At 72.4% G+C, this 18,852-nt stretch carries 18 protein-coding genes and 1 tRNA gene; 8 read left to right on the top strand and 11 right to left on the bottom strand.

Going from position 1 to position 18,852, the window contains the following annotated elements; all coding sequences use genetic code 11:
- The first annotated feature begins 91 nt into the window (after positions 1-91).
- On the top strand, positions 92-886 hold the full coding sequence (locus tag NWP09_RS03635; RefSeq protein ID WP_258274176.1) for a M23 family metallopeptidase: 795 nt from the start codon (positions 92-94) through the stop codon (positions 884-886).
- Position 887: 1 nt separating this feature from the next.
- Here the strand turns inward: NWP09_RS03635 and NWP09_RS03630 are convergent, their stop codons facing one another.
- From NWP09_RS03630 to NWP09_RS03605, 6 genes are all read right to left on the bottom strand, one after another.
- Positions 888-1,952 carry a peptidoglycan bridge formation glycyltransferase FemA/FemB family protein gene (locus tag NWP09_RS03630; protein ID WP_258274175.1) on the bottom strand — a complete coding sequence of 355 codons (1,065 nt, stop codon included), beginning with the start codon at positions 1,950-1,952 and terminating at the stop codon, positions 888-890.
- A 101-nt stretch (positions 1,953-2,053) separates the two neighbouring features.
- Positions 2,054-3,136 (bottom strand): type II glyceraldehyde-3-phosphate dehydrogenase, encoded by a 1,083-nt coding sequence (locus tag NWP09_RS03625; protein WP_258274174.1) that lies wholly within the window; start codon positions 3,134-3,136, stop codon positions 2,054-2,056.
- A 47-nt stretch (positions 3,137-3,183) separates the two neighbouring features.
- On the bottom strand, positions 3,184-6,378 hold the full coding sequence (locus NWP09_RS03620; RefSeq protein ID WP_258274185.1) for a beta-phosphoglucomutase family hydrolase: 3,195 nt from the start codon (positions 6,376-6,378) through the stop codon (positions 3,184-3,186).
- 28 nt (positions 6,379-6,406) lie between these two features.
- A complete protein-coding gene (locus NWP09_RS03615; protein WP_258274173.1) occupies positions 6,407-8,998 on the bottom strand; it encodes a heavy metal translocating P-type ATPase in 2,592 nt (863 codons plus the stop codon).
- Positions 8,999-9,184: 186 nt separating this feature from the next.
- Positions 9,185-9,670: a DUF6153 family protein gene (locus NWP09_RS03610; RefSeq protein ID WP_258274172.1), complete on the bottom strand. Its 486-nt coding sequence runs from the start codon at positions 9,668-9,670 to the stop codon at positions 9,185-9,187.
- A 372-nt stretch (positions 9,671-10,042) separates the two neighbouring features.
- Positions 10,043-10,114 (bottom strand) — tRNA-Arg (locus tag NWP09_RS03605).
- Positions 10,115-10,302: 188 nt separating this feature from the next.
- On the opposite strand from NWP09_RS03605, the gene NWP09_RS03600 reads away from it, so the two are divergent.
- The 4 genes from NWP09_RS03600 (at position 10,303) to NWP09_RS03585 (ending at position 13,007) form a co-directional block, all read left to right on the top strand.
- Positions 10,303-10,710, top strand: coding sequence for a four-helix bundle copper-binding protein (locus tag NWP09_RS03600; RefSeq protein ID WP_258274184.1), 408 nt, complete (start codon positions 10,303-10,305; stop codon positions 10,708-10,710).
- A 204-nt stretch (positions 10,711-10,914) separates the two neighbouring features.
- Entirely contained in the window at positions 10,915-11,352 is a 438-nt protein-coding gene (locus NWP09_RS03595) for a DUF6153 family protein (protein WP_258274171.1), read from the top strand.
- A gap of 92 nt (positions 11,353-11,444) precedes the next feature.
- On the top strand, positions 11,445-12,044 hold the full coding sequence (locus tag NWP09_RS03590) for a DUF305 domain-containing protein (protein WP_258274170.1): 600 nt from the start codon (positions 11,445-11,447) through the stop codon (positions 12,042-12,044).
- A 99-nt stretch (positions 12,045-12,143) separates the two neighbouring features.
- Entirely contained in the window at positions 12,144-13,007 is an 864-nt protein-coding gene (locus NWP09_RS03585; protein WP_258274169.1) for a F510_1955 family glycosylhydrolase, read from the top strand.
- Positions 13,008-13,130: 123 nt separating this feature from the next.
- Here the strand turns inward: NWP09_RS03585 and NWP09_RS03580 are convergent, their stop codons facing one another.
- The 3 genes from NWP09_RS03580 to NWP09_RS03570 form a co-directional block, all read right to left on the bottom strand.
- Positions 13,131-13,892, bottom strand: coding sequence for an NlpC/P60 family protein (locus NWP09_RS03580; RefSeq protein WP_258274168.1), 762 nt, complete (start codon positions 13,890-13,892; stop codon positions 13,131-13,133).
- 132 nt (positions 13,893-14,024) lie between these two features.
- Entirely contained in the window at positions 14,025-14,813 is a 789-nt protein-coding gene (locus NWP09_RS03575; protein ID WP_258274167.1) for a C40 family peptidase, read from the bottom strand.
- A 152-nt stretch (positions 14,814-14,965) separates the two neighbouring features.
- Entirely contained in the window at positions 14,966-15,637 is a 672-nt protein-coding gene (locus NWP09_RS03570; protein ID WP_258274166.1) for a metal-dependent transcriptional regulator, read from the bottom strand.
- Between the two features lie 85 nt (positions 15,638-15,722).
- On the opposite strand from NWP09_RS03570, the gene serC reads away from it, so the two are divergent.
- Positions 15,723-16,823, top strand: coding sequence for a phosphoserine transaminase (serC, locus tag NWP09_RS03565; RefSeq protein ID WP_258274165.1), 1,101 nt, complete (start codon positions 15,723-15,725; stop codon positions 16,821-16,823).
- Positions 16,824-16,903: 80 nt separating this feature from the next.
- On the opposite strand, the gene NWP09_RS03560 is transcribed toward serC, so the two are convergent.
- Together NWP09_RS03560 and NWP09_RS03555 are read right to left on the bottom strand one after the other, a co-directional pair.
- Positions 16,904-17,488 (bottom strand): DUF3027 domain-containing protein, encoded by a 585-nt coding sequence (locus NWP09_RS03560; RefSeq protein ID WP_258274164.1) that lies wholly within the window; start codon positions 17,486-17,488, stop codon positions 16,904-16,906.
- Complete coding sequence (locus tag NWP09_RS03555) at positions 17,472-17,846, bottom strand: cold-shock protein (RefSeq protein WP_258274163.1); 375 nt, start codon at positions 17,844-17,846, stop codon at positions 17,472-17,474. Before NWP09_RS03555 ends, NWP09_RS03560 begins: the two co-directional genes overlap by 17 nt.
- A gap of 101 nt (positions 17,847-17,947) precedes the next feature.
- On the opposite strand from NWP09_RS03555, the gene NWP09_RS03550 reads away from it, so the two are divergent.
- Positions 17,948-18,259, top strand: a complete 312-nt coding sequence (locus NWP09_RS03550; RefSeq protein WP_258274162.1) for a hypothetical protein — start codon at positions 17,948-17,950, stop codon at positions 18,257-18,259.
- On the top strand, positions 18,259-18,852 hold a 594-nt coding region (locus NWP09_RS03545), incomplete at its 3' end, for a hypothetical protein (protein ID WP_258274161.1). The genes NWP09_RS03550 and NWP09_RS03545, both read left to right, overlap by 1 nt.

Here is an 18,852-nt window from a genome sequence, read left to right as displayed (position 1 = left end):
GACCCGCCGCGTGATGCAGCAGCCCTTCCGAGCCCGCCCGACGCACGCGATCGCGCCCGCCCCGCCGATCGCCCGACTGGAGCCGGGGAGGATGGCGACCGACGCACGCCGGCTCGCGCAGCGCATCTCGGCGGGCGCATCGCTGCTCGTGACCGCATCGATGGTGCTCGTGCCGGCACTCCCGGCCGCCGCGGTGCAGCCGCCGGTCGAGGCGGCCACCGCCGTCGTAGCGCCCGAGCGCGCGCCGCAGCGGGTCGACGCGGTCGCCGGCGAGCCGAGCGTCCTCGCTCGCGACGACATCGTGGTGCGGGAGGCGCCCGAGGTGCTCGACAGCGGCGCGCTCTCCCCCGCCCGCATCGCCGAGCTGCAGGCGGTCGCCGACTCCGAGGTCCCCGGCTCGTCGTACGGCGGCGACCCCGCGTTCCCGAAGGTCTGGGCGATGCTCTCGACGAGCGCCGTGCAGACGCCCTTCCCGAGCCGCGCCCAGCTGCCGGTCTCGAGCGGCTTCGGCTACCGCGGCGGGGGCTTCCACGGCGGCACCGACATCGCGCTCCCGGCGGGCGAGGAGATCCGCCCGATCGCGAACGGCGTGGTGTCCGAGGTCTTCTACGGCGACAACCCGGGCGGCGGCGGCTACTCGGTCTTCATCGACCACAACATCGACGGCCAGTTCGTGCAGTCGTGGTACGGCCACCTGCTGCCCGGCTCGATCCGCGTCGAGGTCGGCCAGGTCGTGAGCATGGACACCGTCATCGCCCAGCTCGGCAGCAGCGGCCGCTCGACCGGCCCGCACCTGCACCTCGAGCTGAAGAACGCCGACTACGTCTCGTTCGACCCGGCGCTGTGGCTCACGACCCGTCAGGTGCGCCTCGAGGTCGCGAACTGACTCAGAACCAGGCGTCGCCCGTGCGGCGCGTGTAGACGGCGCGCAGCCAGCGGCCCGCCTTCTGCCACAGCGGGTAGCGGCCGTTGAGCGGCAGCTCGAACGTGGGCATGTACTTCACGGGCTCGGGCGCCCACGCGGTCTTGAACGTGTAGAGGCCGCGGATGTCGCTCGTCTCCCACTCGGCCGGGTCGGGGATGTTCGCGAGCTCGTACAGCGTGACGCCGTCGGCGTGGAGGTCCTGCATGATCTTCCACTGCATGAGGTAGGGCGCGAAGATCTTCGCGTTCTCGCGGATGCTGCCGGCGTCCTTGTACCAGGCGCTGTCGCCGAAGCGGATCACGAACGCCATCGATTGCACCTCGCCCTCGTACTCTGCGACGTAGAAGTGGCCCTGGCCGACGGTCTTGTAGACGTCCCAGATGCGCTGGAAGTACTCGGGGTGGCGGAAGTAGCCGCCCGAGCGCTCCTTCGTCTCACCGATGAGGCGATGCATCTCGGCCTCGCTCTCAGGCGTCATCGGCGTCTTGCGCACCGTGACGCCGAACTTGTTCTCCGCGGCGCGGTAGCTGTTGCGCGCGCGCTTCTTGAAGCGCGCGGCGACCTCATCGAGCGAGCCTGTGAGGTCGACGGCGACGGCGTGCTGGTACTGGCTCGAGGCCGCGCGCACCCAGCCGTTGCGCTCGAACGCGGCGATGAGCTCGGGGTCCTCGGCCTGGAACGTCTCCATCTTCAGCCCGAACCAGCGCTTCGGGTAGGCCTTCGCGCGCGCGGTGATCGCGTCGATCGCGGATGCGTCGATGCCGCTCACCCGCGGCAGGAAGAGGATGCGTCCCGCGAGCGGGGCGGTCCGCTCGAACAGCTGGATCGGCAGCTCACGCGTGCCCGACCCCCTCGTGGGCACCGTGACGACGTCGCGGAGCGCCCGCCACGGGCTCTCCTCGCGCGTGCGGGCCCACGCATCCGACTGCATGTAGTGCGCGCGCGACTGGCCCTCGAGCACCTGCGCGTCCCACGCGACCCCGTCGGTCGCCTTCGCGGGCTTCGGCTCGGTCGCGGTGATGCTCATGCGCTCGCTCTCGTTGCGGTTCGGGGTCGGATGCGTCGGGGGCTGCGGCCGGGTCGCCCGTGCGGAGGGGTCGCTCGGGCGGGACGGCACCGCCTCCGATGCTACCCGCGTGCCGCCGCCGGCCTGGGCGTCGGCGGCGCCTCGTGCTGCGCTGGAGCGAGGAAGTCCTGGCGCATGCCGAGGGTCTCGTCCGTGAGGCGGATCGAGGTCGCAGCGTCGGTGACGATGCCGGTGAGGGCGCGGATCGCGTCGATGGTCTCGGGCACGACGATCGCTTCGTTGTAGACCTGGCAGACGAGGTATGCCTCGTCGCCGGCGACGGTGATCAGGTCCTCCCAGACGGCGACCTCCCACATGTCCCCCCGCGGGCGGCCGAGGTCTCGCATCAGCTCGATCGTGGAGTTGAGCGCGACGAGGCCGTCGGACATGCGGATGAAGGCGAGGCGGGGCGCCGCGCGCAGGGCGCCCAGGACCTCGTCGCGGGTCGCGTCCCGGGTCAGCTGCAGCGTCCAGTAGTGGTTGTGCGTCTGCGTGTGGGCGCCCTTCGCCGCGATGGTGACGACGTCCAGGTCAGCGAGCACGGTGCGCGCGTCGGGGCCCTGGTGCGAGGGGATGGTCGGCTCGGGCACCACCGTGTTCATGACGCCGCCCAGGTGCGACTCCCACGGGTCGGTCGCGCGGCGGATCAGCACTCCGCGCGCCCGCCGCAGCAGCCCCGCCGCGTCGAGGGCGCCGAGGACGCGGACGATGGCGGTCGTGTTGCACGACACCACCCGGGTGCTGTCACGGCCGACCGCAGTGGCGTAGTTGGCTTGGGCGACGAAGGAGTGGCCGGTCGTCGCATGCGATTCGCCTCCCTGCAGCACCGTCTTCACGCCGGCGGCGCGGTAGCGCTCCATGTTGGCGGCCGCGACATGCTTCGGAGTGGTGTCGACGATCACATCGCACTGCGCGAGCAGGTCGTCGAGCGTTCCGCGGTGGGCGACGCCGGCATCCTCCATCGTCTGGCGGGCGTCGGCGGTCGAGGCGAACACGGGCAGCCGGTTCGCGGCGGCCTTGATGCGCCAGTCGTCGGCGATGTCCGCGACGCCGACCAGGTGCATGTCCGGCTGCAGGAGGATCGCGTCGGCGACGCGCTTCCCGATCACGCCGTAGCCGTTGACGCCGACTCGGATGGTATGCATGAGCGTGCCTCTCTGATGGGTGTGGGGGGCGTGGGCGTGGCGCGCGGTCATCGCGACTCCGTCGCGAGGACCGCCGGGCGGACGTCGGGCGCGCGGAGTGCGAACACCTGGGTCTCGCCGCCGCACAGCCGCCTGCTGTCGTCGCCGACCCTGACCCTGAAGGCGGGGGCCGTCGTCGGGCCGGCGCGCAGCGCGAGGCTGCTGCCGCTGAGCGTCACCTCGATGAGGTGGCCGCGGTATCGGAGGCGGAAGGCGACGCGCGTCAAGTGGGGCGGGAGCCGCGGAGCGAAGACGAGCTCGTCGACGCCGACCGTCATGCCCGCGAAGGAGCGGACGGGCAGATCCACGGTGCCGGCCATCGCGCCGAGATGGATCCCCTCGCGCGTGGTGCCGCCCTGGGAATCGTCGAGGTCGGCGATGAGTGCTTCGCGGAACGCGATCCAGGAGCGCGCGGGGTCGATGCCCGCGAGGACGGAGGCGTTCACGACGCGGCTCAGCGTCGAGCCGTCGGCGGTGCGGGCGAGGTAGTAGTCGACGGTGCGGATGAGGTCGGCCTCGGAGAAGGGGTAGCCGAGTGCGGCCAGCTGCTCGCGCACCCCGTCGCGGCCGAGCAGGTAGACCAGCATGACGACGTCGGGCTGCTTGGCGAGCTTGTACCGATTGGTGCTGTCGTCCTCGGCCTCGAGGATGAGGTCGAGGCGGCCGATGTTGCCGTACTGGTCGCGGTAGCGATCCCAGGGCAGCTCCTGGAGGCCTTCGTAGCCGTCGAACTGGCTGAGCACCCCGTCGTCATGGAAGACCACTGCGAGACGCGTGCTGAGCCGGGCCCACTGCGCGATCTCGTCGTCCGTGACGGCCAGCCGGTCGCGCAGCCCCTCGCTGCGGTGGCCCTCGAGGAGGGCGAGCACATCCCCGGCTCGCATCGCGACCCAGGAGGCGAGGACGTTGGTGTAGGTGTTGTCGCGCAGGCCCTGCCCGGGGGCATCCGCGGGCCCGTCGTGGAACTCGTCGGGACCCATCACTCCGGCGATGTGGAACCTGTCGGTGGTCGCGTCGTGCACCGCGAGGGAGGCGAAGAGCCGCGTCACCTCGATGATGAGCTCGCCGCCGCGCTCGGCGAGCCACTCGAGATCCCCGGTGGCCTGATAGTGCCGCCAGGCGTTGTGCGCGATCGCGAGTCCGACATGGCGCTGGCGATGCGAGTTGTCGGGCATCCACCTGCCGGAACGCGGGTTGTAGAGCGCCGCGGGAGTCTCCTCGCGGCCGTCGCTGCCGCTCTGCCAGGGGAACAGCGCGCCAGCCAGCCCGGAGGCGGCTGCAGCTGTGCGAGCTGCGTGCAGGCGCCGCCACCGGTAGTCGATCAGCGCTCGGCTCACCTCCGGCAGGCGAGTGTCGAGGACCGGCAGCGCGAACACCTCGTCCCAGAAGACGTGACCCCGGTAGCCTTCGCCGTGCAGTCCTCGAGCGGGCACGCCGGCGTCGAGCCCGGCGGTGTGCGGCGACAGGGTCTGCAGCAGGTGGAAGACGTGCAGGTTCAGCACGAGCTGGCTGTGCGCATCGGCGCCCAGGGTCACGCCGAAGGGTCGCCAGAGCCGTCGCCATGCCGCCTCGTGCCGTTCGAGCAGCACGGCGACATCTCCGGCGCGCTCTGCGAGCAGGCCGAGGGCAGCGGCGCCCGGTTCGCTGATGGCTCGGTCGCGGGACGTGAACACCGCCGCAGTCTTCGTGAGCGTGACCGGCCGGCCCTGCTGCAGGTGGACGCGGAAGTCTCGGCTCGCTCGCGAGCTCGTTCCGCTGCTCCGTGCCGTCGCATCGGCAGCGCCGGCGAGGCATGTGCGCACTGCCGTGGCGATGCGGATCCGGCTCTGCCGGGTCTGCACCTCGCAGACGGTGACGTCGTCCACATCCCGGAACACCGGCGCGGTGAGGTGGGCGGCATCCGAGCCGACGTAGGCGGCGACGTTGGAGTTGCGCACCCCCGCGTCGACTCCCGCCCGAAGTGTGACCGTGCCGCTCCAGTCCGGTGCGGTGATGATCGTCTCCAGGACCGCGAGGTGCGGCTCGTCCATGGAGACGAAGGAGCGCTGCACGAGCTCGAGCCGGTTGCCGTCCGGGCTGGTGAGGATGGCCCGACGCGTGACGAGCCCCCGCCGGAGGTCGAGCTCGCGTCGCTCCCGCTGGGTCGGGAGCAGTCCGGACGAGAGCCATGGCCCGTCTTCGATCCGCAGGTCCACGTGGAGCCAGTTCGGCGTGTTGACGAGGTGCTCCTCCTCGAGAGCGCGCTCGTGGATCGTGCTCGTCAGCCGGTTGTAGACGCCCGCAAGGTAGGTGCCGGGGTAGTGGATGCCGTCGTCGTGGTGCTCCGGCCGGACGCCGCGCGTGACCAGGTAGCCGCTGCCCAGCGCTGTCAGCACCTCGCGGTGCCCCTCGTGCGCGGGGTCGAAGCCGTCGTAGACGAGCTGCCAGGGGTCGGCCGTCGAGGCGCCCAGGTCGAGCTCCCCGACATCGCTCAGCACGATGTGGGCGCCCGCGGCCTCGAGCTCCGCGCGCTGTCCCGCGCGGTCGATGCCGACGACGAACCCGAAGCCGCCGGCTCGACCGGCCTCCACGCCGGCGACCGAGTCCTCGACGATCGCGGTGCGAGCGGCGGCGACCCCGAGCCTTCGTGCCGCCTCGGTGAACATGTCGGGGTGCGGCTTGCCCCGCAGGCGATGCTCGGCCGCGGTCACGCCGTCCACGACCGTGTCGAAGGCGTCGGCGAGTCCCGCCGCCTCCAGCAGCTGCTGCGCGTTCCTGCTCGCGGTCACCAGACCGACGGGCACGGCCCCTTCCCGCAGCCGGCGCAGCAGCGCCGACGTGCCCGGGTAGACGCGCAGCTCCCGCGTGCGCAGCTCCTCCAGGAAGAGCTCGTTCTTGCGGGCGGCGAGGCCGGCGATCGTCCACGCCGAGGGCGGGTCGTCGGATCGCCCCGCGCTCAGCTCGACGCCTCGGGCTCCGAGATACGCTGCTACCCCGTCCTCACGGCTCCTGCCGTCCACATATCGCCGGTAGTCCTTCACCGGGTCGAAGAGGTTCTGCGGATCCTGGACGTGAGCTCTCGGATCCCGGAGGACGTCGTCGAAGAGCCGCTTCCATGCGGCGGCATGGAGGACCGCGGTGTTCGTCACGACGCCGTCCATGTCGAACAGCACCGCGTCGTACGCGGTCTCGAGACGATGCGGCCTATGCGCGCCGGGTCGCATCCGGCTCACCGCGAGGTGCCGTGGAGCTTCATGAGGCCACGCCCGAGACCGTCGCCGGCGCGGGCGCGTGCGCAGCTGCGCGATCGGCGCTCGCGGGCAGTCGAAGCCTCTTGAGGAGGAGCGCGTTGACCGCGACGATGACGCTGGAGCCCGACATGCTGATCGCGGCGATCTCGGGCGTGAGCATGATCCCGAACGCGGGGTAGAACACTCCGGCGGCGATCGGCAGGGCGATCGCGTTGTAGCCGATCGCCCAGGCGAGGTTCTGCCGCATCTTCCGCAGCGTGCCCTTGCCGATCTTCAGCGCGATCGCGACGTCCAGCGGGTCCGAGCGCATCAGCACGACGTCGGCGGTCTCGATCGCGACGTCGGTGCCGGCGCCGATCGCGATGCCGAGGTCGGCCTGCGCGAGGGCGGGCGCGTCGTTGACGCCGTCGCCGACCATCGCGACCTTCTTGCCCGCCTTCTGCAGCTCGGCGATCTTCGCCGACTTGTCCTCCGGCAGCACATCGGCGATGACCGTGTCGATGCCGAGCAGCGACGCGATCCGTTCGGCGGTGGGCTGGTTGTCGCCGGTGAGCATGGCCACCTCGATCCCCTGCTCGTGCAGCGCGTCGATCGAGGCCTTCGCCGTGTCCCGGGGTGCGTCGGCGAGCGCGATGACGCCGGCGATCATCCCGTCGACCGCGACCATGATCGCGGTCCTCCCCCCGTCAGCGAGGGCCTGCTGCTGGGCCGATACCGGGCTGATGTCGACGCCTTGCGCAGCCATGAGCCGCGCGTTGCCGAGCACGACCTGCTTCCCGTCGACGCTCGCGACCGCGCCCTGCCCGGTGACGTTGCGGAAGGCGCTCGCCGTTCGCCGCGGGACGCCCCGGCTGTCGGCGTAGCTGACGATCGCCTTGGCGAGCGGATGCTCCGACTCCCGCTCGAGCGCCGCCGCCAGGGACAGCAGCTCGACGCCGTCCGTGCCGACGGGGAGGTAGTCGGTGACCTCCGGCTCGCCCTTGGTGAGCGTGCCGGTCTTGTCGAGCACGACCGTGTCGATGCGGGCTGCGGTCTCGATGCCGGAGGCGTTCTTGAACAGCACGCCTCGCCCCGCGCCCAGGCCGGTGCCCACCATGATCGCGGTCGGCGTCGCGAGCCCGAGCGCGTCGGGGCAGGTGATGACCACGACGGTGATGGCGAACAGGATCGCCATCGGCAGCTCCATGCCGGCGAGGATCCAGACGAGGAAGGTGAGGGAGCCTCCGATGAGGGCGACGAGGACGAGCCAGAAGGCCGCCCGGTCCGCGAGTCGCTGGCCCGGCGCCTTGGAGTTCTGGGCCTCCTGCACGAGCTTCACGATCTGCGCCAGCGCGGTGTCGGCACCGACCTTCGTGGCGCGCGCGCGGAGGGTGCCGACGGTGTTCACGGTGGCTCCGATGACCTCCGACCCCCGGGACTTCTCGACCGGCATCGACTCGCCCGTGACCATCGACTCGTCGATCTCGGACTCGCCCTCCTCGACCTGCCCGTCGGTCGGGACCTTCGCGCCGGGTCGGATCAGCATCAGGTCGCCGGGGACGACGTCGGAGGTGGGGATCTCGACCTCCTCGCCGTCGCGGATCACGACCGCCCGGGCCGGAGCCAGCTCGAGCAGGCGGCGAATCGCGTCGTTCGCGCCGCCGCGGGCACGCATCTCGACCCAGTGCCCGAGCAGCACGAAGGTGGCCAGCACCGTGGCGGCCTCGTAGAAGACCTCCCCGCCACCGGTGAGCGTGACGATCAGGCTGTAGATCCAGCCCGCGCCGACGCCGACCGCCACGAGCACCATCATGTCCAGCGTGCGGGCACGCAGGGCGCGGTAGGCGCCGTCGAAGAAGATCCACGCGGCGTAGAAGATCACCGGCAGCGACAGGATCAGCATGAACACGTCGTCGCGCAGCCCGAACGGGGCCGGCACGTCGAAGCCGATGACCTCCCTGCCGATCGGCGACCAGAGGGTGATCGGGATCGAGAGGACCAGCGCCACCAGGAACCGGTTGCGCATGTCGCGGATCATCGCTTCCATCGACATGCCGCCGTGGTGGCCCCCGTGGCCCATCACCTCCTGCGCACTGCGCGCCGCACCCTGATCTCCGTGGGCGTGCGCAGCGGTCTGCCCAGCGGCGTGACCGACGTGCTCGGCCGTCTCGGCCGACTCCGGATGGGCGTGGTCGCCTCCGGGGCGCGCGTCGTGGCCGACGTGCCCCTCATGGCCGGCGTGCCCCTGATGACCGGCGTGCCCCTCATGGCCGGCGTGCGCCCCGTGGCCGGGGTGCCCCTCGTGTCCCTCGTGACCGACGTGCCCGTCATGGCCCTCGCGAGCGGCGTGGTCATGCGGTTCGTGCGTCGGGTCGCAGATGTGGTCGGGCACGGACTGGCCAGCGCAGTGGTAGCCGCACTCGATCACCCAGCGCTGCAGCTGAGCCAGGGAGGTGGTCTCGGGATCGTAGGTGACGGTCGCGGTCTGGGCGACCGGGTTCGCGTCGACGCTGATGACGCCGGGCTGCCGGGCCAGGTGGGCTTCGGTGACGTTCTTCGAGGTCGCGCGGATCATGCCGCTGACCTGCAGCGTCGCGGTGGTCGTGGTGGTCATCACAGTTCCTTCGCAGTGGTGGGACGGTTCGAGGCGGTCGGCGGCGGCCGTGCCGATGTCAGCGACCGCGGAGTGTCGGCGACTTGCGCCGGAGTCGTGCTCATGGTCGGTCTGCTCGCATCCGCCTGCTCGCGCCGGCGAGGAGGAGCCTCCCGGCAGGCAGTGCCGCCGAGAGCGCGCGCAGGATCAGGTTCGACTGATGGAGAGGACGATGAGCGAGGGCGGCCGTGGATGCGGCAGCGCAGCCAGGACGGCGCCTCGGTGCGACGGCAGGGAGGCCAGTGAGACCCCGAGGCGGCCCAGCCGCACAGGCGCGAACAGCCCGACGGCGGCAGCCAGCAGCGCCAGCACGCACACCATCGTCGACATCGAGTGACCCGGAGACCCCTCCGGGCCGCGGCAGTCGTCCGCGCAGCCCCCGGGCGACGCGTCGGAGCCCGTGCGCGCGGTGGCCCCATGCTCGGTCGCGGCTGTGGCGCGCATGTCAGCTCGAGCGTCGGCCTGGGCCGGCGCGGCGGAGGTGCGCGCCGCGTCGGCGTGCCCGTCCAGGAATCCGCCGGTGAGGGTGTGCATGGACACCAGGCCGGCGATCAGCAGCACGGCGGTCGTGAAGGTCAGCAGCAGCCGATGCAACCGGGCCGGGGAGTGCACGAGGGCTCGGACGTGCTTCACCGCCGACCTCCCTCCGGCGTCCACGCTGCCCTCCGCGAGGCGCTCATCGTCCGGCTGCTCCCGCGGCGGCGCCGGGCCCGCGCCCGAGCGCGGTGCAGCCGGATCGGAGGTGCTCCCGCACCGACCCGACCTCCGTGCCCACCTGCGCTGCCTCTCGTCATCGTCTGCTCAGGCGGATCGTGGCACTCACCGCGCCGACGGCGCCTGCTGCTCTTCCGGGCATCCGCGCCGACGCGACTGCCCTGCGATCAACGTATACCCATCCGGGGTATATCCGTCGCGGGCATCGGCGCGTCGAGCGGGAGGCGATCATCACCAGCGGGCCGTCCCGTGGCGGCGCGTCGCCGGTGGCCGCGCGACGCACCGCGGCGGTGCCCCTGGAGGGACTCGAACCCCCAACCAGCTCCTTAGGACGGAGATGCTCTTCCATTGAGCTACAGAGGCCAGGCGCGACGAGTCTAGCGCCGAGCCCGGCCACGCGGCCCGAGGACCGCGAGCCATCGTCTCGTCCGGCCGCGCCGCGCCCGGTCGCCGGCTGCGTGCACGGATGGGGTGACAACGCCCCGCGATACGGGTTCGATGGTTGCGTGGCGACGCATGTCGCCTCGACCGAGAACGAAGGAGAGAGAACGATGAATCACGTGACGTCGATGCTCGAGACGTACCCGAAGGACCTCGGTTCTGTGAATCGGCAGGCGCTGGCAGCCTGCATCGAGGCATGCTTCGAATGCGCCCAGACCTGCACCGCGTGCGCCGACGCGTGCCTGTCGGAGGAGATGGTGGCAGAGCTGACCAAGTGCATCCGCACCAACCTCGACTGCGCCGACGTGTGCGAGACCACTGGACGCGTGCTCTCTCGGCACACCGGCTACGACGCGACCATCACGCGCGCCGTGCTCGAGGCGTGTCAGGCGGCGTGCAGGGCATGTGCCGACGAGTGCGAGCGCCACGCGGGCATGCACGAGCACTGCCGCGTGTGCGCCGAGGCGTGCCGCCGCTGCGAGGCGGCCTGCGCCGAGCTGCTCGCGTCGCTCGGCTGAACACGAGTGCCCCTGCCGCGGCAGGAGCGGCGCCGCCGGGCTCGCTGCCCGGCGGCGCTCGCCGCGCGGACGCCAAGCCGGGACCAGGCCCTGGCACGGAGGTGCGCCATGAGACGGTCTGGTCGTTGATCGAGTACGCATAGGCGCTTGATGGGCCGGCGCAGGGCATGCCGGTATCCTGATCGCTGAGAGGAGGTCAGACTGATGCGAGCCAGCGGCTTCGACGTCCGTCCGAGACCCTTCTCGACACGGTTCTGGGTAGCGCTCGTCATCTGCGCCGCCGTCATCGTCGGGCTCCTCGGGATGCACACGCTGAGCAGCCGAGGTGCGGGGCATGATGCGCCGAGCTCCACGGCGCTGCATCCAGCGGCGGCGCAGGAGGCGCCGGCCTCGCGCGACGTCGACGAGCACCCGTGCGACTGCCAGCCGGTCGCTCCCGCACCCGCACCTGAGCACTCGATGCTGCTGATGGCGTGCGTGCTCGCGCTGCTGGCGACGCTGCTGGTGCTGCACGGCCCGCAGCTGGGCGGCGTGCTCAGAGCGACGCGCCGCGTCGGAGGGCGGGATGTCGAGCGCGCCCGCGGCACGCTCGCGCGCCCCCGACCACCATCGCTCCTCGTCCTCTCGATCAGTCGGACGTGATCCGCCGAGCGGCACTCCGGATGCGTCCGGTGCGCCGCCACGCCCCCTGGGGCGCCGATCACCGATCAGACTCAACGAAAGGACCTCTTCCCATGAAGAGACTGCACACCATCGCCATCGCCTCCGGCATCCTCGCGTCGGCCCTCGTGCTCGCGGGCTGCTCGCCGCAGGCCGGGACCCCGAGCTCGGAGCCGGGCGCCAGCTCGAGCGCCTCGACGGAAGCCACCAGCGAGTTCAACGCGGCCGACGAGATGTTCGTCACCATGATGATCCCGCACCACGAGCAGGCGGTCGAGATGGCCGACGTCATCCTCGACAAGGAGGGCATCGACCCACGGGTCGCCGAGCTCGCGCAGCAGATCAAGGACGCGCAAGGCCCGGAGATCGAGACGATGCGCGGCTGGCTCGACGAGTGGGGCGTCGAGTACGACGACGGCTCGATGGGCGGGATGGATCACGGCGACGGCATGATGACGGAGGACGACATGGGCGCGCTCGAGGCTGCCGAAGGCGCCGAGGCGAGCCGCCTGTTCCTCGAGCAGATGGTCATGCACCACGAGGGCGCGATCGAGATGGCCGAGGCGGAGGTCGAGTCCGGCCTGAACCCCGAGGCCGTCGCCCTGGCCGAGCAGGTCGTCGCGGACCAGTCCGCAGAGATCGACACCATGCAGGAGCTGCTCGCAGACCTCTGAGCCGCGCAGCCGGAGAGGGGCATGCCGCACGCGGCGTGCCCCTCTCCACTCGGCCCCTGACGACCTCTCGCTCTCACCGAACCCTGGAGATACCGACCGATGACCGCCCCCCGCAGCAGCATGCTGCTGATCCTGAGCGCGTTCGCGCTCGCACTGTCCGGATGCGCGCAGGCGCCGGCCTCGAGCCCTGGCGGACCCGCCGCGCCCCCGCAGGCCGATGCGCTCTCGCATGTGCACGGCATCGGGACCGTCGAAGGCGATGCGGCCGTGCTGCTCGCCACCCACACCGGCGTGTACCGCGTCGACGCCGCCGGCAGCACGAGCGGACCGCTCGGCGGCAACGACTTCGACGCGATGGGCTTCACCGTCGTCGACGACGCCCTGCTCGCATCAGGCCACCCCGGCCCCACGACCCCCGCTGAGCTCGGGTCACCGAACCTCGGGATCATCCGGAGCGACGACGGCGGGCTCACCTGGAGGCCGGTCTCGCAGACCGGCGTCGAGGACTTCCACGTGCTCACCGCCGCACCCGACGGCACCCTCTACGGCGTCGGGTCGACCGCTCCGAACGTGCGATCGAGCCCCGACGGCGGCAGCACCTGGTCGGCTGGCGCAGCCCTGCCGGTCGCAGATCTCGCCACGGGCGCGAACGGTGCGCTGTACGCCGCCACAGAGGACGGCCTGCAGGTGAGCACGGACGGTGGTGGGAGCTTCTCGCTGGTGCCGGACGCCCCGCTGCTGTTCCAGATCGCCGGCTCGGCGGACGGCATGCTGATCGGCGCCGGCACCGACGGCCTGCTGTGGCGCTCGCTCCCCGGTGGCGGTTGGGAGAGCGGGGAGCCGTTCCAAGGCAGGCTCCAGGCTCTCGCGGCGGGCGAGGGCACCGACGTGCTGCTCGTCGACGACCGGGGCCTCGTCCGGGTCGGCGACGGCGGCGCATCCGTCATCCTCCCCGCAGGCTGATGCGCGGGCTGCGGCCTTGCGCCGCCGCCGGCCCGCAGCGCGGACAGAGAAGACCGTGATCCGTCCCCGTACGCCGAAGCGCCCGCCCTCGTGAGAGGACGGGCGCTTCGCGCGTGGTTCAGATCACGTGATGTCGATGAAGACCGGGGCCGAGCCGCCGATGTTCACGCCCGCGACGACCGTGTTGTAGCCCGACCAGCCGCCGTGCACCGCACGACCGCCGCCGATGTAGATCGCGATGTGGGCGCGACCCGTGCCGCCGTCGGAGTAGTAGATGACGTCGCCGGGCGAGGCCTGCGACATGGGGATGGTCGGGCCGAGGTTGAACAGCGAGCCCATGCCCGAGTAGGGCAGGCCGACGGCCGCGATCGAGCGGCGCACGAGCTGCACGCAGTCCTGGCTCACGCCGACCTGCGCGAGCGCCGCGTTGGCCACGGCGCTGCCGGAGACACCCGCCGTCGCGGCGCTGGGCGCGGCGGCCGCGCTGCTGCTGCCGCTGCCGCTGCGGGTGGTCGCCTGCTGGCGCTGCTCCTGGGCGGCGGCGCGCTGCTCGGCGGCGCGCTCCTCCTGCTCGCGCTGGGCGGCTGCCTCGAGCTCGGCACGGATCGCCTGGAGCTCCTCGGCGGTCGTGGCGGACACCTCGAGGCGGGCCTCGTTCAGGCCGCTCTCGCCGGCGGTCACGACACCGGACACCGACTGCGCGTCCTGTGCGACGAACGCGGAGTAGGACTCGCCGGTCGGGCTGTCGTTGCCGGCCGCGAACGCGGGCAGCGCGAGGGGGGTGGCCAGCGCGGCCGCCACGGCGATCACGCCGACGCGGCGGGCGTTGCGCACCACGGAGGCGCGGTCGAAGCGCTTCTTGCCGCCGGCCTCGATGGCCGTCATCTCAGTAGGACTCGTCACAGGCTGATACTCCAAAACTTCCGTCAGAACGGTGTGCCGCTGGGCGGCACTTCTTGCAACGTTACCAAACCGTTACCTGGTTGTCACCCTCGACCCAGGACGGCATGGCACACATCAGAACCGGCGCACCTGGGGCGTGCCGAACGCGGCGACCATCGCCGAGTAGCTCGAGTACTTCACGGGCTTGCCGCTCGTCGCCGCGTGGATGATCTGGTCGCCGCCCGCGTACACCGCGACGTGCCCGCTCCACACGAGCAGGTCGCCGGCCGCCACGGCCGATGCCGAGACCGGGGTGCCGTAGCCGGCCTGCGCGTTCGACGAGTGGGGCAGGTAGTGGCCGGCCTGCCCGTACACCCACTTCGTGAAGCCGGAGCAGTCGAAGCCCGTCGACGGGCTCGAGCCGCCCCAGACGTAGGGCACGCCGAGCTGCGACTGCGCGATCGCGACGATCGAGCTGTTCGCGGGCGGCAGGTTCACGGGCGCAGCGGCGGTCGTCGCGCTCGCGCCGCCCGCGGCGAGCGCCGCGGCCTCGGCCCGCGCTGCGGCGAGCTCGGCCTGGCGCGCCTCCTCGGCCTCCCGGGCCGCCGCGCGCACCTGCTCGAGCTCCGCGGCGGTCGTGCCGCTGATGCCCTCGCGCGCGACGAGGTCGACACGGGCGTCCACGTCGACGCTCACGCGCTGCGAGTTCTCGGCGACGATGCTCGCGAGCTCCGACTCGCTGTAGGACGCCTGCTGCGGCGAGAAGGCGGCGGCCGGGAGCGAGAGCGCCCCCACGAGGCCTGCGGCGATGCAGACGACGCCGATGCTCTTCGCGCTGCGGCGGAGCGAGCCGGTCGAGGATGCGTGCGCACCGCGGACTGCCATCGGCGAGACGGCGATGGCCGTCGTCGAGTGCTGATCCATGCGTTGGTGTCCCCCAGACGGTGCAGTTCCCGCGCCGAAGCGGCGGGGCTGACCGTGCGAGAGTACCCGACCGTTACCAATCCGTCACAATCCCCCGCGGGGTACCGGCGAGCCTCTGAGGCGCCTGAACGGCCCCTGGACGGCGCCCGTGCTCAGGCCGTGAGGTAGACGTGGCGCGCGAGGTCGACCGGCAGGTCGATCGCGGCGCCGCCAGCGACGGCGAGGCGGATGCGCCCGGCCACGTCGCTCACGGTCACGCGGGCTCCCGGCACGACGCCGGCCGCCTGCAGCTCGGCGAGCCCCTCGACATCCGACTGGATCGGCTCCCCGAGCCGGCGGACCACCCGCTCGCCCCGCGCATCCGTCGCCTGCACGACGCCCGCGAGGAACGGCGCGGCCTGCGGGAGCCCGAGCTCGCCGAGGCCCGGGATCGGCGTGCCGTACGGCGACTCGGTGGGATTGCCGAGCAGCTCGAGCAGCCGCCGCTCGACCTGCTCGCTCATGACGTGCTCCCAGCGGCACGCCTCGTCGTGCACGAGGCTCCAGTCGAGCCCGATGACGTCGGCGAGCAGCCGCTCGGCGAGCCGGTGCTTGCGCAGCACGCGGATCGCGAGCGCACGGCCCTCCTCCGTCAGCTCGAGGTGCCGGTCGGGGGCGACGACCACGAGGCCGTCCCGCTCCATGCGCGCGATCGTCTGCGAGACCGTGGGACCGGAGTGGCCGAGGCGCTCGGAGATGCGGGCGCGCAGGGGGGTGATGCCCTCCTCCTCGAGATCGAGGATCGTGCGGAGGTACATCTCTGTCGTGTCGACGAGATCCGTCACCCGCAGCTCCCGCTTCCTGTCCCGTCAGTCCCGGCGCGACCGAACCCATCCCACCCTATGCTTCCCGCGCTCGTAGGATCGTCCTGTGAACGACGTGCGCATCCCCGCCGACCTCCTCCCCGCCGACGGCCGCTTCGGCTGCGGACCCTCGAAGGTCCGGCCCGAGCAGATCGCGCACCTCGAGGCGAACGCCGCGCTGCTCGGCACGAGCCACCGCCAGGCCCCGGTCAAGGCGCTCGTCCGCTCGGTGCGCGAGGGGCTCGCCGAGCTCTTCTCCCTCCCCGACGGCTACGAGGTGCTGCTCGGCAACGGCGGTTCGACCGCCTTCTGGGACGCCGCGGCGTTCTCGCTCATCCAGCACCGCTCGCACCACCTCGCGTTCGGCGAGTTCGGCACGAAGTTCGCGAAGGCCGCCGCCGCGCCGTGGCTCGAGGCGCCGAGCGTCGCCGAGGCCGCGCCGGGCTCGCGGCCCGTGCTGCACCCTGTCGAGGGCGTCGACGTCGTCGCCTACCCGCACAACGAGACGTCGACCGGCGTCTTCCACCCGGTCATCGGCGCGCAGGCGGACGCGCTCGCCGTCGTCGACGCCACGAGCGCCGCCGGCGGGCTCGCGGTCGACGTGTCGGCCGCCGACCTCTACTACTTCGCGCCGCAGAAGAACTTCGCCTCGGACGGCGGCCTGTGGCTCGCGCTCGCGTCGCCCGCCGCGATCGAGCGCATCGAGCGGATCGCCGCGTCCGGCCGCTACATCCCCGAGTTCCTCTCGCTCCAGCAGGCGGTCACGAACTCGCGCCTCGACCAGACCCTCAACACGCCCTCGCTGACGACGCTGCTGCTGCTGCAGGAGCAGATCCGGTGGATGCTCGCGGGCGGCGGGCTCGAGGCGATGGCCGCGCGCACCGCGGAGTCGGCGGGCACGCTCTACGCGTGGGCCGAGGCGCGGCGCGAGGCGACGCCCTTCGTCGCCGACCCGGCGCACCGCTCGAACGTCGTCGTCACGATCGACTTCGACGAGTCGGTCGACGCCGCGGCCCTCGCGAAGGCGCTGCGCGCGAACGGCGTGGTCGACACCGAGCCGTACCGCAAGCTCGGCCGCAACCAGCTGCGGGTCGCGACGTTCGCGGCGATCGAGCCGGCCGACGTCGTGCAGCTCACCCGCTGCCTCGACTTCCTGCTCGACGGCTAGCGCGGGCGCTCCCGCTCAGCGGCCGCGCTCAGCGGTCGTCGCTCAGCGGCCGCGTCAGCGGTCGTGGCTGAGCGGCCGCGTCAGCGGTCGAGGTCCTGGTCGGCCTCGTGGTGGGCGTCGTCGTGCTCGTCGTCGTCGACATCCTCGAAGTCGTCGTCGAAGTCGTCGTCGAGGTCGGCCTCGAGATCCGATTCGAGCTCCTCGTCGTCGCCCGACTCCGCGGCCGCCTCCTTCGCGGCCAGGTAGTCGGCGAGCCGCTCCGACCACGGCACCCACGCGGGGGCGAGGAGGGAGCCGTCGCCGGGCAGCAGCGCCACCTCGAGCACGCTCGGGCCGCCCTCGATGCCGCGCGAGAGCAGCACCGTCCACGACCAGTCGGGGTAGCCGGGCAGCGTCGAGGCGTGCCGGATGGCGACGACGTGGTCGCCCTCGGCGAGCGCGTCCTGCACATGGCCGACGGCGCCCTTCGGCGCGACCTCGTCGAGCGCCGCGAGCGCGAGCTGCAGCTCCTCCATCGAGGGCACGGTCGGCACCGGGGCGGCGCCGGCCGCCTCGGCGTCGGGCATCGGGGTCGGCGCCTCGACCTCCACCGGCGTCGGCGCGTCGGCCGCGGCCACGGGCGTCGGCGCGGAGGCCTCGGTCAGAGGCTCAGGCGTCGAGGTCATCGGCGACCCTCCGCAGCATCTGGGCCACCGTCGAGCCGTGGGACGCGCTCGGATAGCGGCCCCGCCGCAGGTCGTTGCCGATCGTGTCGAGCAGGCGCACGAGGTCCTCGACGATGATCGCCATGTCCTCGGTGTCGCGGCGGGCGGCCTTGACGGGCGACGCCCCGAGCATGCGCAGCGACAGCGCCTGCGGGCCGCGCCGGCCCTCGGCGATGCCGTACTCGACCTTGGCGCCGGGCTTGACCGTGACGCCATCGGGCACCGCGGACGCGTGCAGGAACACCTCGACGCCGTCGTCGCCGGCGATGAAGCCGAAGCCCTTGGCCTCGTCGAAGAACTTCACCCTGCCCGTCGGCATGGCACCCTCCTGCTGCAGATCACGCGCGTGCGGCACCCCGCCGCACGGCACCCAGCGTACTGGGCGTGCTGAGCGTCCCCTGACGCCGGTACCCTGGTGGGATGCCGAAGGCGAGCCGCAACCCCACGCAGCGCCCTCGCGCGAGGGCGACCGCGGCCCCCGCACCCGAGCGCTCCGGTCGCGACGCGCTCGAGCGCGCGCTCGCGATCGCCGTCGTCGCCTTCGCCGCGATCGCCGTGCTCGGCTTCGCGGGCGCCATGCTCCACGTCGCGTTCCGCGACACCGTCCCGCTCTTCGCGGGCGTCGCATGGCAGTACGCGTACTGGCTGCCGCTCCTCTCGCTCCCGCTGTCGATCGTGTGCCTCGTGGTGCTCGTGATCGTGAGCGGGGCCGGCAAGGCCCGCAGGCGCTGATGGACGTCGTCGCGCTCGCCGGCCGGATCCAGGCGATGCCCGACGAGGCGCTCGACGCGCTCGTGGTCGAGCGGCAGGCGCCGGCGCAGCTGAGCTCGACGTTCGACCTCGCCGAGCACCTCATGACGGATGCGTCGATCGAGCAGGCGCTCCGGTGGCGGTCGGGCGCCGAGGTCGCGATGCTCGCGGCAGGCGCCTCGTCGCCCAGGCTCGACGCCCTGCTGCTCGGCGCGGACGGCGCCGCGCTCCCCCGCGTGGCCGCGATCGCAGCCCGCGCCCTCGAGGCGCGCGCCGACGCCGCCCAGCCCGTCCCGCGCCCGCTCGAGAGCGCCTCGGCGCCGCAGCTCGCGATCGACGAGGCGATCAAGGTCGCCGAGCTCGTGCACCGCGTCGCCGACCACCCGATCACGCTGCGCTCGCGCGCGCAGCTGCCCGCGGCGATCGTCCGCGACCTCGCCGCGGCGATCGACGCCGAGCCCGCGCAGCTCGACGAGCGGCTCGACCTCGCCGCCCTCGCGGGGCTCGTCGACCGCCACAGCGGGCGCCTGCGCGCGACGGTCGACGCCGACGCGTGGCTCGCCGCGCCCGTGCCC

The organism is Agrococcus sp. HG114, from assembly GCF_024723325.1.
In the GTDB taxonomy this organism is placed as follows: domain Bacteria; phylum Actinomycetota; class Actinomycetes; order Actinomycetales; family Microbacteriaceae; genus Agrococcus.
This window is presented reverse-complemented; position numbering and strand designations above follow the sequence as displayed.

Coding starts and splice junctions, on each gene's coding strand:
- NWP09_RS03595 (WP_258274171.1), top strand. CDS start 10,915: ATGCGAGCCAGCGGCTTCGACGTCCGTCCGAGACCCTTCTCGACACGG.
- NWP09_RS03625 (WP_258274174.1), bottom strand. CDS start 3,136: ATGCATACCATCCGAGTCGGCGTCAACGGCTACGGCGTGATCGGGAAG.
- NWP09_RS03620 (WP_258274185.1), bottom strand. CDS start 6,378: ATGCGACCCGGCGCGCATAGGCCGCATCGTCTCGAGACCGCGTACGAC.
- NWP09_RS03575 (WP_258274167.1), bottom strand. CDS start 14,813: ATGGATCAGCACTCGACGACGGCCATCGCCGTCTCGCCGATGGCAGTC.
- NWP09_RS03555 (WP_258274163.1), bottom strand. CDS start 17,846: ATGCCGACGGGCAGGGTGAAGTTCTTCGACGAGGCCAAGGGCTTCGGC.
- NWP09_RS03635 (WP_258274176.1), top strand. CDS start 92: ATGGCGACCGACGCACGCCGGCTCGCGCAGCGCATCTCGGCGGGCGCA.
- NWP09_RS03630 (WP_258274175.1), bottom strand. CDS start 1,952: ATGAGCATCACCGCGACCGAGCCGAAGCCCGCGAAGGCGACCGACGGG.
- NWP09_RS03600 (WP_258274184.1), top strand. CDS start 10,303: ATGAATCACGTGACGTCGATGCTCGAGACGTACCCGAAGGACCTCGGT.
- NWP09_RS03560 (WP_258274164.1), bottom strand. CDS start 17,488: ATGACCTCGACGCCTGAGCCTCTGACCGAGGCCTCCGCGCCGACGCCC.
- NWP09_RS03590 (WP_258274170.1), top strand. CDS start 11,445: ATGAAGAGACTGCACACCATCGCCATCGCCTCCGGCATCCTCGCGTCG.
- NWP09_RS03615 (WP_258274173.1), bottom strand. CDS start 8,998: ATGACCACCACGACCACCGCGACGCTGCAGGTCAGCGGCATGATCCGC.
- NWP09_RS03580 (WP_258274168.1), bottom strand. CDS start 13,892: ATGACGGCCATCGAGGCCGGCGGCAAGAAGCGCTTCGACCGCGCCTCC.
- NWP09_RS03585 (WP_258274169.1), top strand. CDS start 12,144: ATGACCGCCCCCCGCAGCAGCATGCTGCTGATCCTGAGCGCGTTCGCG.
- NWP09_RS03550 (WP_258274162.1), top strand. CDS start 17,948: ATGCCGAAGGCGAGCCGCAACCCCACGCAGCGCCCTCGCGCGAGGGCG.